Raw genomic sequence first — 15,036 nt, 5'->3', positions numbered from 1 at the left:
AGCCGGGCTACTCGCTCTTCGTTCCATAAGGTGCTAATATGCCCTATGTCGGTTAGTATCCAGGATTCTGCTCCAGGTTGGGATTGGAGTCGAGGGCCTGCTGAGGAATGGGGAACAGCACACGAGTAGGATCGGTGACCGTCTTCTCATCCCAGGTATCGGTAAAGGTTCCGAAACGGATCTGGTCGACCCGACGGAGTCCTTCCCAGTAGAGCTCGAAACCACGCTCCATAAGCATGCCGTCGAGATCGATGGAACCGAGTTCGGGGGTACCGCGGGTAGCCCGCATGGTATTGACGGTTTCGAGCGCTCCGGCAGCGTCCCCCAGTCGAAGTTGGGCCTCGGCCTTGTTCAGCTGCGACTCGGCGTACCGGATGAGAATGTACTTTCCGGAACGGGCGGGGTGGTACTTGATAACGCGCACGCCTGCATTCGTAGGTACGCCGGCCAAACCAACGTCCTCGGTAAAGAACAGCGGTTGCTGGGTACGGGTGTCGATCAGTTCGTTGCCCTCGTCGGTAACTTGTTGTCCCTGCAGAAATCCGACACCAATACCGGAAGAAGCCGTTCCATCCGGTGTCGGTTCTCTACCGATCCGCGGATCTTCCGGATCAAATGCGTTGTAGAAATCTGCCAAAGTCGTGAAGCCGTTCCAGCCCGAAGGGTTCTGGCTGTAGTGCAGCGTCATCATCCACCGGTTTTGGGGGGTTCCCTGGTTACTCACCAGAATGGGCTCGTTGTCCGATCCGGCTTCGAAAATTTCGAAGTAGTTGGGATCAAAACTGTAGCCTTCGTCGGTAACCATGTCTGCGTAGTCAATTACCTTTTGTAGGTCATCGGCATTGTGATCGTAGGGGCCGGCAGGATTGTCCGCTTTATAAACCGCTTTGTTCAGGTACATCCGCGTTAGCATAGAGTATGCAGCGGCCTTCGTCCCCTGTATGTTCTCACCGGGCCCGGCGCTGGGCAGGTTATCGATCGAGGCTTCGACTTGACTGATAGCAAGGTCGATAGCATCGCTTCGGGAGATGACCCGGGGGAGTACATCGACGCCTTCACCAAACTCCCGGAAGGGAACAACTCCATATAAATCAAGTACGTGCCACATGAAAAATCCCTGCAGGAAGCGTCCATGGGCTTCATCCTCGGCACTCGGATTGGCTGCAAGAATCTCAGCGGTATTATAGATGCGCTGGTTCAAGGTATTCCAGGCATTGAGTACCTGCGCGTGCGTGGGATCCCAAGTATGCGCATGCAGCGTTCGCCACACACCGTTGTCACCCCAGTCTACACCTCGGGTTGGAGGAATCAGTTCGTCAGAAGGGTGCTCGAACAGACTGTAGGTGTTGGCCTGGTCCGTAAAAGTGGATAAGCCATCATATACCCCGTCTACCAGCTGCCCCGCTTCACCGGGAGCCGGAGGCCCGTCTTCGTCGATAACCACTGAATCAAATTCCTCTACGGACAAATCAGTGCACGACTGGGTAGCAAGAAGTAGGCAGAAGAAACAGAGCGGCTGAAGCAGGCTCCTCTTTGTCAAAATTTGCATATGATTTTATTAAAGTCATGCTCCCGGCGACTCGGCAGGGCAGAATAGCTATTCCGCCAGCAGGTTCGCCGGGAGAATGGGATTTATGATTAAAACGATGCGTTTAAGCCGAACGTCACCGTACGCGCCCGTGGATAGGCCGTATAGTCGATTCCGATCGAGGGAACGCCGTTGAGGGGTTTACTGATGCTCACTTCAGGATCCTGGCCGCTGTATCCCGTAATCACGAACAAGTTTTGTCCAGTCAGCGAGATACGCATATTGGAGAGGATACCCTCGCGGGTCGGAATGGTATAACCAATACTTGCGTTCTGAAGCCGAACGAAATCCCCTTTCTCTACGAAGCGAGTAGATACATCTGGGGCGTTGAGACGGCCCTCACCGTTACCAACTACATCGCTGGATACGTTGCGGCCGTTGGAAAGCGCGCCGGCGGTAAAGAAGGCGTTGGCCGTATTGTTGTAGATATAAAATCCGAATTGACCGGTGAAGAAGAGGTTGATATCGACATTACCTATCAGAAGCTGATTGGTCAATCCGCCGGTCACTTTAGGTAAAGGGCTTTGTCCGGTAAATTCCTGGACGTCGCCGTTCGGGTATATGGAGTTCCCTTCCTCATCGTATCCTCCGAATTCCCGCAGGAAGAAAGCATAGAGTGGTTGTCCTTCGGCAATCCGTTGCGCATATGCACCGGTCAGGCCTTGTCCACTTATGTCGCCCGTGTTGATGAGGCGGTCGAAATTGCGAACGACGTTATTGTTGTAGGCTACATTGAAAATGACGTCCCAGGTGAAAGAGCCCCTGTCGACGGCGACATAATTTACAGCCAATTCAACCCCTTCGTTAATTACATCAGCATCGAGGTTTTCCCAAACAAATTCCTGTACCGCGGGCTGCGCCGATCGGGTCTGGATTAACAGATCACTGGTGGACTTATAGTAGTAATCGATCGATCCACTCAATCTATTGTTGTTGATGCCCCAGTCGATACCGGCGTTAATTTGGGATGTTGATTCCCACTGAAGGTTCTCATTATCGAAAGCAATTGTTTCATACCTACCACCGTCGAGGCCGGTCGTACCTGCATTGTATCCATATCCCACGAACTGTCTGCGCAGCTGATACTGGTTGTGTGGTAGTTCCTGATTACCCGTTACCCCGTAGCCGACGCGAAGTCCTAAATCAGAAAATGACTCCGGAGCAAAGCCTTCTTCCAGCAGCCGCCACTTGAAAGCGAAGGAAGGAAACAAGCCATACTGGTTTTCATTCGCGAACCTAGTTGAACCATCGGCCCGCAATGTGGCGGTGAGCAAGTATTTATCTGCTATATCGAAGTTGATTCGACCGAAATAGGACTGCAGTTCATCCTGGGTGCGGAAAGAATTACCGAATGCTCCGGCACCATTAATTTGATCAGCCGCGCTGACGTTATTGATCATGATGTCAGGATCGGTAATTCGGCGGAAATTGCTGAATCCTGCCGTTTTGCCGGCGCGTTCGAAGCTTTGGTAGGAGTACCCTAACAATCCTTCAAAAGCTATGGCACCTCCCAGGTCGGTTCGCAAGGTGAAATAGTTCTCCCAAAGATTGTTGCTAACCCGTAGGTCGTTGAGCGTCGCCCGGCCGATACCTTCGATGCCCTGTACTCTCTGCAGAGGAGACTGCGCATCCGCCCGCGTGGAGAATGAGCGGTCTATACCGTAAACGGACTTGAAGGTCAGCGCATCCGTGATGCCCACTTCGGCGGACACATTACCCAATAGTCGAAGCGTATTCGTGTACCCTTCGTACAGGTTCAATAATGCTAGGGGATTAGGCTCGGTTTGGCTAACTTGGTTATAGGTTCCGTCAGGATTAAGGATCGTTTGTGTCGGATTGGCCTTCAGAATGTTACCCAGCAGATCACCCTCAAAGCCCGAATTCGTTGTAATGGGAACGTTATCATCGTGTATGTCGGAAACTGTGATCTGAGTCGATAAACCCAGTCGATCATCGATGAATCGTTTGTTGCCATTGAACCTGGCCGATATTCTTTGAAGACCGGATTGATCGACTATACCTTCCTGATCCATGTACGATGCCGAGAATCGATAAGCTCCGCCTTCATCTCCACCTCCGAAGGATAGATTGTGCGTATGCGTCAGGGCCGTGCGAAAGATTTCATCCTGCCAGTTTACATCCGCTCCACCGTCGAGTGTTTCGGTAGCTGCGTCGCCATTGAAACTTCTATAGGCATCGAGAAAGGCATCCCGGCCCAGAACATCATACCGCTTAGAAATTGATGCTAGGCCAACGGTGGTTTCATAGGTTAGTACACCCTGCCCGGAAGCACCGGATTTCGTTGTGATCAATACCACACCGTTGGCACCACGCGAACCATAGATAGCGGTAGCGCTAGCATCCTTAAGCACATTGATGCTCTCGATATCACTGGGATTGAGGAAATTAAGCGGGTTACGGGCGGTGGTGTTACCCAGTCCGCCAATCGAGCCGTCCGCCGCAGTACTTTCCCCACTCAGTGGCACACCGTCCACCACGAACAAGGGGTTGTTATTCGATCGCACCGAAGACGTACCCCGGATCCGGAAATTCACCCCGGCCCCCGGTTCGCCACTCGTCTGGGTAACCTGCACACCGGCGGCACGGCCCTGGATCAGTTGCTCGGGAGAGGTGATGACCCCCTTATTGAAGTCTTCTTCGGAAAGGACCGTTACGGCACCGGTGAGGTCTTGCTTCTTCACCGCACCGTAGCCGACAACAACGACCTCCTGTAACAGCTCGCCCGAAGTCAACTCAATGGTGTAAGCAGTTTGCCCTTCCGTGATGGCAATTTCCTGCGTACCGTAGCCGGTATACGAGACCGTGATCGAGTTGGCTTCCGCCGGTACGTTCAGTTCGAAATTTCCGTCAAAATCGGTGACGGTTCCGGTGGTCGATCCGGTGACTACGACGCTCGCCCCGATAAGGGGGTCGCCGGACTCAGCGTCCGTAATGGTACCGGTGATCGCCTGCTGCGCAGCCCCGACCGCGGAAAGCAGTAGGCACAGCAGGATCAATCCCGGACCACGGTAACAGTGGTATAGATTGAGCTTCATATTTAATATTGAGTTTGTGAAGTGATGTAGACGTACGCAACAGCAGGCCATACCCCAAATTGGGGTGGCCGGCAGATGGATGCTGTCAAATAATAAGGGCGCGGTTGAGCGAGCAGACTACGCAAGATGCAGTGATTACATGATCGAAAACAAATAAAGCGCTAGGGCAAAGATGCAAAATCAAAAAGGTAATTAAAGACCACAGCCAACTAAAAAATGTTACTAAATCAATTTACCTAACAATAATTTTGCTATTAGCTTCGCCTTTTGCATTTATAACGACTCAAAACCCAGAATGCTGCCTTCTGTTTAGACCTTCGACTACCCTTGTCAGCTAACCACGTCAATTTACCCGTCTGCATGCCCCTAATACGCTTTCCCTTTCTGGTGCTGAGCGTGTTGTGCCTGATGTGGACGGGCGTGGTCGGCGGTCAGCGATTAGACATGAAGGTGCTCGGTAATTACCGGCAAATCGAAATTCCTTTCGACACGGAAAATGACTTCATCGTCATCCCGATTCTGCTGAATAACCTCATCCCCCTGCGCTTCATCGTAGATACCGGTGCGGAGAATACGGTCTTACTGGACCGGACCATGACCGACTTGCTGGAGGTCAATTACATGCGTACCTTTCAGGTGCGTGGCTCAGACCTAACCGAAATGCTGACCGCTCACCTGGCCACCGGCGTCAATATGCGGCTGGCCGACCGGCTACTCGCCCGAAACCGGACCATTCTGGTGCTGGAGGAAAATTATTTCAATTTCGAGCGAATCACCGGAACGACCATCCACGGTATCCTGGGGGCAGACTTCCTGATGCGGTTTATCGTCGAGTTTGACTTTCGCCGAAAGGTGCTCATCCTACACGATCCCAGTAAATTTCGGCTCACCAGGGCGTTTATAGAGGTACCGGCGGACTTTATCCGCAATCGCCCCTATCTCTACATTGACGTGGGCGTGCTTTCGGGTCAATCTACCCGCCGGAAACTGCTCATGGACACGGGAGCCGGTCTGAGCCTCCTGATGCATACCTACCCTGACTCCAACCACATCGACCTCCCCCAACAGACGATACCCACCTACATTGCCAGCGGACTGGGGGGAACCCTGGAAGGAAGCGTGGGACGGAGCCGGCTGGTCTCGATGGCCAACCGAGAGATGAACGACGTGGTCACCTATTTCCAGGAAGTGGATAGCATCAACGCGGGTTTCGTCCAGCAGCGGGAGGGCATTCTCGGAAACCAAATATTACGCCGATTCCGGATCGTGGTGGATTACGTCAACCACAAAGTCTACCTCCGCCCGGAGGGGGGTAGGTGGAAGCGCAAATTTCGTTTTGATCGCTCGGGGCTGAATATTTTAGCGGGCGGCAACAACCTGCGTAGCTTTACGATAAGCAACGTCGTACCCGGTAGCCCGGCGGATGAGGCAGGTATCCAGGTTCGGGATCGCATCCGCGCGGTCAATGGCGTACCGGTGGCGCTACTGAGCCTGGAATCCATTATTCGTAAACTGCAGCGTCGGCCCGGTAAACGAATACGCATGCGGGTTTACCGGGCGGGCCGGCTATATGACCTGGAATTCCGACTGCGTGATCTGATCTGAAATGTCCTTTATGCTCCAACCGACAACCTTTTCATCCATTGCGTGGCTATTTGTCCTCCTGTTCTCAGCGTCCGCCAGCGGGCAGCTCGTGGGCGATCGGCAAAATGGACTCGCCAGCTATTACTCGCCGGAATACGATGGAGCGGAAACGGCCTACGGGGTGATCTACGACCGCACGGAACTGGTTGCCGCCCATAAAACCTACCCCCTCAATAGCACCGTGCGGGTAACCAACGAGTCGAACGGTAATTCGGTCGTTGTCCGCATCATCGATAAGGGCCCGTTTATCCGCGGACGTATCGTCGAACTCAGTGAACGGGCAGCGGATGAATTGGGAATGCTGGGAGAACGTACGGTTCCGGTGGAAGTACAACTCCTTTCCACCCCTGACCAACGACCGGTATCAACGAGGGACGTCGCTACCACGCGAACAAGCAATCCAGATCCGGCCCCCGTGCCACGGGCCACGCCAAATGAGGTTGAACCGGAACCCGAATCCGTATCCTTGAGTCAACCACCGCCCCAGAGGGAAGTCAAATCCCCGCAGCCTGAATCTCCCCGCACCACTCCGACGCCGGCGTCGCGCCCGAACGTACCATCCGTTAAGAAGTCCTTCGGTCCGGGGCTCTACCAGGTTTCACTTCACGAGCCCAAGGAAGGACGGTACGGCGTGCAGGTTGGTAGTTTCGAGAACCTGGAACGGGCCATGGATAAGGTAGCGGAACTACAGGGGCGGTACTTCGACGAGATTTTGCTACACAAGCAGCGTTCGGATGGAGGTTACGTATACAAGGTTCTTCTCGGCACATTCAACGATCAGGATAGTGCGCAGCACTACGCTGCCTCCCTTAAACAACGGTACGCCATTCCGGGCTTTACCACCGTCCTCCCCCGCTAAAGCTACTTGATATGATATATCGTGCGATCCCTTTTGCTTTGCTTTTCCTGCTCATGTCCGCTTGCGTCCCCAAGACGCAGTACGATTCCCTGACCCAGGAAAGAAACTATTACCGTAGCCAGGCGGAGGCCGCCGACAGCACCTCGACGATTCGCTATCAGGCCCTTACGGATAGCCTGCGCAGCAGTGGTGCCTTCCAGCAGCGGCAACTTCGGCAAATCGAAGAACTGAATGCCACCAACCGGTCGCTCAACAATCGAATCGCCGACCTGACCGAACGGTACGAGTCCATACTGGAGCAAAATCGCAGCCTGGTTGATGCCGGTGGCAACGAGCCTAACCTACAGCAGGAACTGTTGGACCGCCAGGCGGAATTGGATAAGCGCGCAGCGGTTTTGGAAAGGCGGGCCCAGCAGTTATCCGCCCGCGAGGAAAGCCTGACCAGCCTCGACCGCATGCGCAACGATCAACCGGAAACCTACGACTCCGGCACTTCGGTACGCGGTACCAGCCCGGTCGACCCGGAGGCCGCCGATAAGATACGAATGGATAAATTGCAGGAAGAGCTCCGCCAGCTGATGCTTGCCCTTACGGACACCGGCTACGTATTATACCGTCTGGACGAACGTGCCTTGGAACTGGTTCTCGGCGGAAACCTGACCTTCACGGAGAACAATGAAGTGACCCTCGAGGGCCAGCGGATCCTGCGTCGTCTCGGCGGAACCCTCAGAAACTATCCGGGACTATACTTCACGATAGTCGGACACGCCGAAAGCATAGACGGAGACCCCTTGCTCGCTTACGAGTCCAGCGCGGAGCGTGGCGTACGCGTGGCCATGCAATTAGCGCAATTTGGCATTGACCCGGGGTCCATCATCGCCGGAGGCCAAGGATTTTACGGTACTTACGACGTCCCGCAGCTAAACGGGCTGGACAATGAGCGGCGTACTCGCCTGATTATTCGTTCCCGGCGGGAGTAGTGGCCCGGCGGTACCCCTCTACCAGTCGGACCACCCGGCCGTAGTTAAGTAATCCTTCGTGAATGCCCTGTGCCTTGAGATACGCCGTGTACGTGGCGTCGCGTAGGGCAGGTGCGATATCCTGGTACTTTTCCCCGTTATCGTAGATCGCTTGCAGATCGTTGCGGATGCCCGGATCGAGTTCAGTACTCCGCCATTGCAGGTAACCCTCCGGATCGGCGTAGCGCAGCTGTCCGGCAAGATGCCGCCAGTAGGCAAGCTCCAGGGCATAGCGCAGCAGTGGGTCCCTGGTTTCGGCGGCGGCGAGATATCCCCAGAAGGAGCAGGTTCCCTCATCCCCGAATCCGTATGCGTGGGCGAGTTCATGCGCCAGCACGGCGGGTTTTTGCAGGGGGTGCAATCCGGCATCGATGTTCCCTTGTCCGGCCCACGGCCAGTAGACTCCCGCCGTGCTGAGCCGCAAAAGAATACCGCGGGGAAGCAGTTCCCAACCCCGGGGTCTTCCCGGTGCCGGATAATTATGTCGGAGCAGGGAGGCGGCTACCAGTGGACGAATATCCGCTTCCAGATCAGCCGGAAAGCGATCGTCCGGCAGGGCGAGAGTATCCCCCGTCACCTGTCCGCGCAGTTCGCTCAGTCGGGTTTCAATTTCAAACACCCGTTGGCGTAGTTCGGGCAGCGGAGGCTCATACAGGGCAAAGCTCAGGCGTGTCTCCACCGGTTCCCTTCCGTAATTAAATCCCCAAAGCCATAAAAAAGCAAGGACAAGAAGAAGCACGTAGACCCCTAAGTGCGCAAAAATGCTAAGCGTTGCCCGACGCTTACCACGGTCTCGTGAAGCGGACCGGACCCTACCCCACCGCCTCCCTTCCAGCACCAGGACACCTACTACCGTCACCCAAAACAGGTAAAATAAAGGGACCGGAAGCAGGGCAAGGGAGTTATCCCAGATGGTACGGACCGCCGGAAAAAGTCCGCGGCTATAGACGAATTCTATGGTCCTGGCCGGCAGCGCGATCCGTAGCAAGAGACTGATAAGTAGAATCCCGGTGATCCATTTAAGGGCGGCGGGGCGCAGGAAAAAAGAGCGTTGGTTCAGGTGCACGGGCTGCGGAGGTGAATCTTTGTACTTACAACTATCGGGGCCTACCTGCGTTTAAATGTCGTGTGTTTTGCACGAATAATTTAAATTATAGCATTATGGCTTTTACGCTAACCGACAGCAACTTCAAGGAAGAAGTTCTCGAAAAGAAAGGAATTACGCTCGTAGACTTTTGGGCGGAATGGTGCGGTCCCTGTAAGATGATCGGCCCCGTAGTTGAAGAACTTTCTAAAGACTACGACGGCAAAGCACTGATTGCCAAAGTCGACGTTGACGAAAATGCCGAACTGACCCAGCGCTACGGTGTCCGCAACATCCCAACGATTCTGATTCTGAAGGACGGAGAGGTAGTGGACAAGCACGTAGGCTTTGCCACCAAGGAGGCGCTTGCCCAAAAAATCGAAGCCCAGTTGGAAACGGCCTAAGCCATTCCCGACTAACCATTTAGGAAGGCCTTCCCGGACAAACGGGGAGGCCTTTTATATTGAATCAATCTAAATAAGATGGCCCTTTGACCCCTGCGGCAACCACGTTAGCGGTCTACGGATTTACTTATTAGCTTTGCTCCTCACAAAAATCGAGTCCAAAGGTATGGCGACCAAAACCGCAGATCGTTCGAATTCCCAGGTTGGCTGGTTTCAAAAAATGATCACCTCCAGCGTGGGGCAAAAGATCGTTATGTCCCTTACCGGGTTGTTCCTGATCATCTTTTTGGTGGTCCACCTGATCGGTAATCTCCAGCTAGTGATGGTTGACGATGAGGGCTACAGTTTCAATACCTACGCCTACTTCATGACCAATAACCCGGTTATCAAGACGACGTCCATCCTGCTATACGCCTTCATTCTTATCCATGCGATCCAGGGACTGGTGCTCTGGTATTACAACCGTCAGGCACGGGGCACGACCCGCTACGCCGTGAAGGTCGACCGGACGGCGGGCGCCAGCAAGTCATCCATCTACATGGGGTCCTTGGGTATGGTCATTCTGGCGTTCATCATCATTCACCTGGTCCAGTTCTGGGGTCAGATGCACTTCACCGATAACGTCAGCGCCTTCAGCGCTGAAGGTTACGACGGAGCAAAGGATTTATACGCGCTGGTCAGTGCCACCTACGAAAGCATCTGGATGGTCATCTTCTACGTGGCCGCGATGATCTTTATCGCCTTTCACCTCTGGCACGGCTTCCGTTCCGCGTTCCAGACGCTTGGCCTCAATCACAAGAAATACACCCCCTTCATCAAAGCCGTGGGATACGCTTACAGTGTGTTGGTCCCACTCGGTTTTGCCGTTATTCCCGTCATCATGTACCTCCGGCACCAGGGGGCGCTGTAAATAGCTGAAGAAAGAACCTATGCCATTTCAATCTAACGTTCCCGCCGGCGAATTATCCGAAAAGTGGAAGCAGTACCGCTCTTCCATGCCCCTGGTTGCGCCCAACAACAAGCGCCGTCTCGAGGTCATCATCGTAGGTACCGGCCTGGCCGGCGGCGCCGCCGCAGCTACCTTTGGCGAGCTGGGCTACAAGGTGAAGGTTTTCACCTTCCACGATAGCCCTCGCCGCGCTCACTCCATCGCCGCCCAGGGGGGGATCAATGCCGCCAAGAACTATCAAAATGACGGCGACAGCGTGTACCGCCTGTTCTACGATACCATCAAAGGGGGCGATTACCGCAGCCGCGAGGCGAACGTACACCGTCTGGCTGAGGTCAGCGTAAACATCATCGACCAGGCGGTTGCCCAGGGTGTTCCCTTCGCCCGTGACTATGGTGGACTACTAGCAAACCGCTCCTTCGGAGGCGTTCAGGTCAGCCGAACTTTCTACGCCCGTGGACAGACCGGCCAGCAGCTCCTGCTTGGAGCTTATCAGTCGCTGAGCCGCCAGATCAGCCTCGGTAACGTCGAGCTGTTCAACCGGCACGAGATGATCGATCTGGTCATGCAGGACGGCAAGGCCCGCGGCATCATTGCCCGCAACCTGCTTACCGGCAAAACCGAGCGCCACGCCGCCCACGCGGTCGTCTTGGGTACCGGTGGCTATGGCAACGTCTTCTACCTTTCGACCAACGCCATGAACTCCAACGGTTCGGCGGCCTGGCGGGCGGTGAAGCAAGGTGCCTACATGGCTAACCCCTGCTTCACGCAGATTCACCCAACCTGTATTCCCGTCAGCGGTGAGTATCAATCGAAGCTCACGCTGATGTCGGAGTCGCTCCGTAACGACGGCCGGGTGTGGGTGCCGAAGAACCAGGAGGACGCCGCGGCTATCCGAGAGGGACGTAAAACCGGCCTGGATATCGCGGAGGGCGATCGCGATTACTACCTCGAACGCCGCTACCCGGCCTTCGGTAACCTCGTGCCGCGGGATGTGGCCAGCCGCGCCGCCAAGACTGCCTGCGATGAAGGTCTAGGCGTTAGCCCCACCGGCCTGGCCGTTTACCTCGACTTCGATGCCGCTATCGAGCGGTACGGAAAGTCGCGCGCGCACAGCCTCAACGAATCGAATGCCGACAAGGGCCGCATCCGCCAACTCGGTGTAGCCGTTATTGAAGAGAAGTACGGTAACCTCTTCGAGATGTACGAAAAGATCACCGGGGAGGATCCGTACGTCATGCCCATGAAGATTTACCCCGCCGTTCACTACACCATGGGCGGTCTTTGGGTAGACTACAACCTACAAACCAATATTCCCGGCCTTTTCGCCATCGGGGAGGCCAACTTCAGCGACCACGGGGCCAACCGCCTCGGTGCCTCGGCGCTTATGCAAGGACTTGCCGACGGGTATTTCGTGCTGCCGTACACCATCGGTACCTTCCTGTCGCAGGAAATTCGCAATCCGATGGTGGATCCCGACGGACCCGCCTTCATGGAAGCGGAAGCCAAGTCCAAAGCGCGCATTGAGAAGATCATGTCGATCAACGGCACGAAATCTGCCGAAACCTTCCACCGCGAGCTGGGTAAGATCATGTGGGAGTACTGCGGTATGGCCCGCAATGCCGAGGGACTGCAAAAGGGACGTCGCCTGATTCGCGAGCTCCGCAAGGAGTTCTGGTCGTCCGTCTACGTACCCGGCCGCGTCGATGAGTACAACCCGGAACTGGAGAAGGCGCTTCGCGTGGCCGATTTCATGGAGCTAGGGGAACTCATGATGCTGGATGCGCTCGACCGCAACGAAAGCTGCGGCGGTCACTTCCGGGAGGAATACCAATCCGAGGACGGAGAGGCCCTGCGTCGCGACGACGAGTACGCTTACGTGAGCGCCTGGGAATGGGACGACACCGACCCCATCCTGCACAAGGAAGAACTGATATTCGAAAACGTGGAACTGAAGACCAGATCCTACAAATAATCCGCCGTGGAAAACATGACTCTTAATCTGAAGATCTGGCGTCAGGGGGGCAAGTACCCCAAAGGACAGTTCGTCAACTATACGCTGGACGGCGTAAACGACCATATGTCCTTTCTCGAGATGCTTGACGTACTCAACGAAAAGCTGATCAACGAAAAGGAGGAGCCGATTGCTTTCGAGCACGACTGCCGGGAAGGAATTTGCGGAACCTGTTCGCTGGTCATCAATGGTTATCCCCACGGCCCGATGCAGCAGACGACGGCTTGCCAGCTGCACATGCGCCACTTCCACGACGGGCAAACCATTACAATTGAGCCATGGCGTTCGCGGGCTTTCCCGATCGTGAAGGACCTGGTCGTCAATCGCGATGCTTTCGACCGCATCATCCAGGCCGGTGGTTACATCAGCGTCGACACGGGTCAGGCGCAGGACGGTAACGCTATTCCGATCGAGAAGGACCAGGCCGGTCATGCCTTCGATGCGGCCACCTGTATTGGTTGCGGAGCGTGCGTCGCGGCTTGTCCCAACGCATCGGCGATGCTGTTCGTGGGGGCAAAAGTCAGCCACCTGTCGCAAATGCCACAGGGCAAGGTCGAATCGGATACCCGAGTGCAACGCATGGTAGCCCAGCACGACGCCGAAGGATTCGGACGTTGCTCTAACATTACCGCCTGCCAGGCCGAATGCCCGAAAGCGATCTCCGTAGAACACATCGCTCGCCTGAACCGCCAGTACATCGGCGCTACCCTCGGAAGTGAAAAAGTCGCCAACTAGAGCGAATGGTAGAACCGTCGTCTCAGGAAGCACTTACGCCCGCTGAGACGACGGTTTCCAAATTTTCAGGGGACACGTATAGATGTATCATGCTATTCACCTGTGGGTTGGAATAGCTTACCACCGCTGCACCGGGCTACCCATGGTAGAAGCCGATTAGGTCCGCAGACCGCAATGCTAAAGCTGCCGGCCAGTTGAGAATACCTCGGGCCAGAACACCGATCTACCGTCCCCTACTACCAGGGGCTCTTATGGCGTCTAAAGACAAGCAGGAACCGAGCAAAGCACTCTACTGAACCTTGAAGTTGTAACTGATCCGACCGCACTGCTCGGCCGGAGCGAGTTCGTTGGCGGCAAATTTCCACTTCAGGGCATTTTTCCGGGCAGCGGCCACGAGGGTCGGATCGGCGGTGCTGCTCCCGTTTTGGGTATAGTCGGCCCGGGAGATTTCTCCGCGCGGGTTGACGCACACCTCGATGACTACGGTACCGGAAACCTGGCTGTTCTCCTGCACGGGCGGGCTGGCCAGCACGCCTCGACCGCTAAGGCCGCCACTTACCCGGCCACTTCCGGTACTGATCCCGCTCAAGCGATCGGCGTTGGGGTCGCCATTGTCGACGCCCTGGTTGCCGGCCGTTCCGGTGTTACCATTCCCCCTACCCTGCCCGAATGATCCGCCGAGCTGGCCTTTAAGCGCATCGGCTTCCGCCTGCCGGCGACGTTCGGCTTCCAGTTCCGCCTGGCGACGGCGCTCGGCTTCGGCCTGTTCGCGACGCCGGGCTTCTTCCTCGGCTTGTTGGCGACGACGTTCTGCATCCGCCTCCCGCTGGATACGGCGTTGTTCGGCCTGGCGCTCGGCCTCCTCCCGTGCTTTTTGCTTGCGCAGTTCCACTACGGCGGGGTCCTCCGTGACCACTACATCGCGTTGCTTAGGTTGTGGGTCGGGTTCGACCTGGGGGGGCGGTGGGGGCGGATCCTGGGGCTGCGGGGGCGTAGGGACGACTTCCTCCTCCGGCTCCGATGGAGCGGGTGCGTTTTCCTCCCCCTGTCCGACATCGACTAAACCTAGGTTCACCAGGATTCCGGGTTGTCCCGGTGGCGGATTCTGATAAAAGAATATTGGCCACAGTAAGAGGGCGATAATCAGTATTCCGCCAACCGCTGCTATGATCTTGCCGTTGCGGTCGCCACGTTTTTCGCTTTCGGTTAGTGTGATGTCCATAAACATTAATTTATCCTGTAGATGCAAAACAGCGCGGGATTGCATATTAGTGTACCCGTCCGTGTACTTTCACGTTACGAAAAGACTTTCTACCTGCGCTCCGCCGCCCTATATCCGCCTGGCCTCCCAAATTAGCCAGCCGATAAGGACGAACTGCAATAAAAGCCGAATGACGGCAATGAGTTTACTTCCGATCACCGGCCGGTCCCGCAGTAAGTCCACAACGTGCACCGGTAAAAACAGGACCATGAGGGCGGCCGCGCCCCACAGGCCCAGTGAACGGGTGGCGGGAACCAGCATAGCGACACCAAGCAAGATTTCCGCCGCTCCACCCGCCACGTTCGCCGCTACCCGGGGCATCCATTTCGGGATGATCGGGTAATAAAAAGACGGGTTTACGAAGTGATATATGCCGGCAACGATCAGAACGATCGCGAAGGCGTAAGCGAAGAGGGTCATGGG

Annotated in this window: 12 protein-coding genes; 7 read left to right on the top strand and 5 right to left on the bottom strand. The window is 55.6% G+C overall.

Annotation, left to right across the window (positions count from 1 at the left end):
• Positions 1–52: 52 nt before the first annotated feature.
• The gene (locus tag DRW39_RS03415) at positions 53–1,549 is read right to left on the bottom strand and encodes a RagB/SusD family nutrient uptake outer membrane protein (RefSeq protein ID WP_116105562.1); all 1,497 of its coding nucleotides are present in this window, start codon (positions 1,547–1,549) and stop codon (positions 53–55) included.
• A gap of 89 nt (positions 1,550–1,638) precedes the next feature.
• Positions 1,639–4,644 (bottom strand): SusC/RagA family TonB-linked outer membrane protein, encoded by a 3,006-nt coding sequence (locus DRW39_RS03410; RefSeq protein WP_116105561.1) that lies wholly within the window; start codon positions 4,642–4,644, stop codon positions 1,639–1,641.
• Positions 4,645–5,004: 360 nt separating this feature from the next.
• Between DRW39_RS03410 and DRW39_RS03405 the strand changes: the two genes are divergently transcribed.
• The 3 genes from DRW39_RS03405 to DRW39_RS03395 are packed head-to-tail and all read left to right on the top strand — an operon-like array spanning position 5,005 to position 8,127.
• Complete coding sequence (locus DRW39_RS03405; RefSeq protein WP_116105560.1) at positions 5,005–6,249, top strand: PDZ domain-containing protein; 1,245 nt, start codon at positions 5,005–5,007, stop codon at positions 6,247–6,249.
• Between the two features lie 10 nt (positions 6,250–6,259).
• A complete protein-coding gene (locus DRW39_RS03400; RefSeq protein WP_198664776.1) occupies positions 6,260–7,147 on the top strand; it encodes a septal ring lytic transglycosylase RlpA family protein in 888 nt (295 codons plus the stop codon).
• A gap of 11 nt (positions 7,148–7,158) precedes the next feature.
• Entirely contained in the window at positions 7,159–8,127 is a 969-nt protein-coding gene (locus DRW39_RS03395) for a hypothetical protein (protein WP_157975907.1), read from the top strand.
• Here the strand turns inward: DRW39_RS03395 and DRW39_RS03390 are convergent.
• The gene (locus tag DRW39_RS03390; RefSeq protein ID WP_116105557.1) at positions 8,105–9,232 is read right to left on the bottom strand and encodes a DUF3810 family protein; all 1,128 of its coding nucleotides are present in this window, start codon (positions 9,230–9,232) and stop codon (positions 8,105–8,107) included. The genes DRW39_RS03395 and DRW39_RS03390 overlap by 23 nt on opposite strands.
• A gap of 95 nt (positions 9,233–9,327) precedes the next feature.
• Between DRW39_RS03390 and trxA the strand changes: the two genes are divergently transcribed.
• From trxA to DRW39_RS03370, 4 genes are all read left to right on the top strand, one after another.
• The gene (trxA, locus tag DRW39_RS03385) at positions 9,328–9,654 is read left to right on the top strand and encodes a thioredoxin (RefSeq protein ID WP_116105556.1); all 327 of its coding nucleotides are present in this window, start codon (positions 9,328–9,330) and stop codon (positions 9,652–9,654) included.
• Positions 9,655–9,820: 166 nt separating this feature from the next.
• On the top strand, positions 9,821–10,564 hold the full coding sequence (locus tag DRW39_RS03380) for a succinate dehydrogenase cytochrome b subunit (protein WP_116105826.1): 744 nt from the start codon (positions 9,821–9,823) through the stop codon (positions 10,562–10,564).
• Between the two features lie 19 nt (positions 10,565–10,583).
• Complete coding sequence (locus tag DRW39_RS03375) at positions 10,584–12,578, top strand: fumarate reductase/succinate dehydrogenase flavoprotein subunit (RefSeq protein WP_116105555.1); 1,995 nt, start codon at positions 10,584–10,586, stop codon at positions 12,576–12,578.
• 15 nt (positions 12,579–12,593) lie between these two features.
• A complete protein-coding gene (locus DRW39_RS03370) occupies positions 12,594–13,352 on the top strand; it encodes a succinate dehydrogenase/fumarate reductase iron-sulfur subunit (RefSeq protein WP_116105554.1) in 759 nt (252 codons plus the stop codon).
• Positions 13,353–13,641: 289 nt separating this feature from the next.
• Here DRW39_RS03370 and DRW39_RS03365 read toward each other — a convergent pair whose 3' ends face one another.
• Entirely contained in the window at positions 13,642–14,574 is a 933-nt protein-coding gene (locus tag DRW39_RS03365; protein ID WP_116105553.1) for a cell envelope integrity protein TolA, read from the bottom strand.
• Positions 14,575–14,682: 108 nt separating this feature from the next.
• Positions 14,683–15,033 carry a hypothetical protein gene (locus DRW39_RS03360; RefSeq protein WP_116105552.1) on the bottom strand — a complete coding sequence of 117 codons (351 nt, stop codon included), beginning with the start codon at positions 15,031–15,033 and terminating at the stop codon, positions 14,683–14,685.
• Positions 15,034–15,036 lie beyond the last annotated feature (3 nt).

The organism is Lewinella sp. IMCC34191, from assembly GCF_003390935.1.
GTDB lineage: Bacteria > Bacteroidota > Bacteroidia > Chitinophagales > Saprospiraceae > Neolewinella.
This window is presented reverse-complemented; position numbering and strand designations above follow the sequence as displayed.

What these genes read in the sequence shown, in the direction of transcription:
- DRW39_RS03365 (WP_116105553.1), bottom strand. Translation starts at nt 14,574, where the DNA reads ATGGACATCACACTAACCGAAAGCGAAAAACGTGGCGACCGCAACGGC.
- DRW39_RS03360 (WP_116105552.1), bottom strand. Translation starts at nt 15,033, where the DNA reads ATGACCCTCTTCGCTTACGCCTTCGCGATCGTTCTGATCGTTGCCGGC.
- DRW39_RS03395 (WP_157975907.1), top strand. Translation starts at nt 7,159, where the DNA reads ATGATATATCGTGCGATCCCTTTTGCTTTGCTTTTCCTGCTCATGTCC.
- DRW39_RS03405 (WP_116105560.1), top strand. Translation starts at nt 5,005, where the DNA reads ATGCCCCTAATACGCTTTCCCTTTCTGGTGCTGAGCGTGTTGTGCCTG.
- trxA (WP_116105556.1), top strand. Translation starts at nt 9,328, where the DNA reads ATGGCTTTTACGCTAACCGACAGCAACTTCAAGGAAGAAGTTCTCGAA.
- DRW39_RS03415 (WP_116105562.1), bottom strand. Translation starts at nt 1,549, where the DNA reads ATGCAAATTTTGACAAAGAGGAGCCTGCTTCAGCCGCTCTGTTTCTTC.
- DRW39_RS03375 (WP_116105555.1), top strand. Translation starts at nt 10,584, where the DNA reads ATGCCATTTCAATCTAACGTTCCCGCCGGCGAATTATCCGAAAAGTGG.
- DRW39_RS03370 (WP_116105554.1), top strand. Translation starts at nt 12,594, where the DNA reads ATGACTCTTAATCTGAAGATCTGGCGTCAGGGGGGCAAGTACCCCAAA.
- DRW39_RS03410 (WP_116105561.1), bottom strand. Translation starts at nt 4,644, where the DNA reads ATGAAGCTCAATCTATACCACTGTTACCGTGGTCCGGGATTGATCCTG.
- DRW39_RS03400 (WP_198664776.1), top strand. Translation starts at nt 6,260, where the DNA reads ATGCTCCAACCGACAACCTTTTCATCCATTGCGTGGCTATTTGTCCTC.
- DRW39_RS03380 (WP_116105826.1), top strand. Translation starts at nt 9,821, where the DNA reads ATGGCGACCAAAACCGCAGATCGTTCGAATTCCCAGGTTGGCTGGTTT.